This window comes from Streptomyces rubellomurinus, assembly GCF_000961885.1.
Lineage (GTDB): Bacteria > Actinomycetota > Actinomycetes > Streptomycetales > Streptomycetaceae > Kitasatospora > Kitasatospora rubellomurina.
The window spans coordinates 1-314 of the sequence record NZ_JZKH01000361.1 but is presented as its reverse complement, the minus strand read 5'-3'; the positions used below and the strand labels follow the sequence as shown (position 1 = coordinate 314).

The 314-nt window shown below is 75.2% G+C and carries 1 protein-coding gene; it reads right to left on the bottom strand.

The genetic code is table 11. The annotated features are described in order from the left end of the window. Window positions 1-314, bottom strand: a 314-nt coding sequence (locus tag VM95_RS38205; RefSeq protein WP_045706345.1) for an adenine nucleotide alpha hydrolase family protein, incomplete at both ends; no start/stop codon positions are given.

The window sequence follows — 314 nt, the reverse complement described above, 5'->3', positions numbered from 1 at the left end:
CGCGCGGGGTGCGCGAGACGACCTTGGCGGCGTTGCCGGTGAACTCGACCGACACGTTCTCGACGGCGCCGGCGGCCGGGGCGGCCTCCGGGGCGACGGAGTTCGGCTTCACGGTGATGACCGGCACACCGGTGCTGACGCGCGAGTCGACGGTGTACGAGGCCGCGAAGACGGACTGGGTGGCGACCGGGCCGCCCTCACCCGCGCGGACGTCCACGGCGTCGGTGATGATGCCGGAGCCCAGGCGCAGCGCGACGCGGGCGGCGACCTCCTTGCCCTCGCCCGAGGACGTCACCAGGACGGCGGCGACGTCG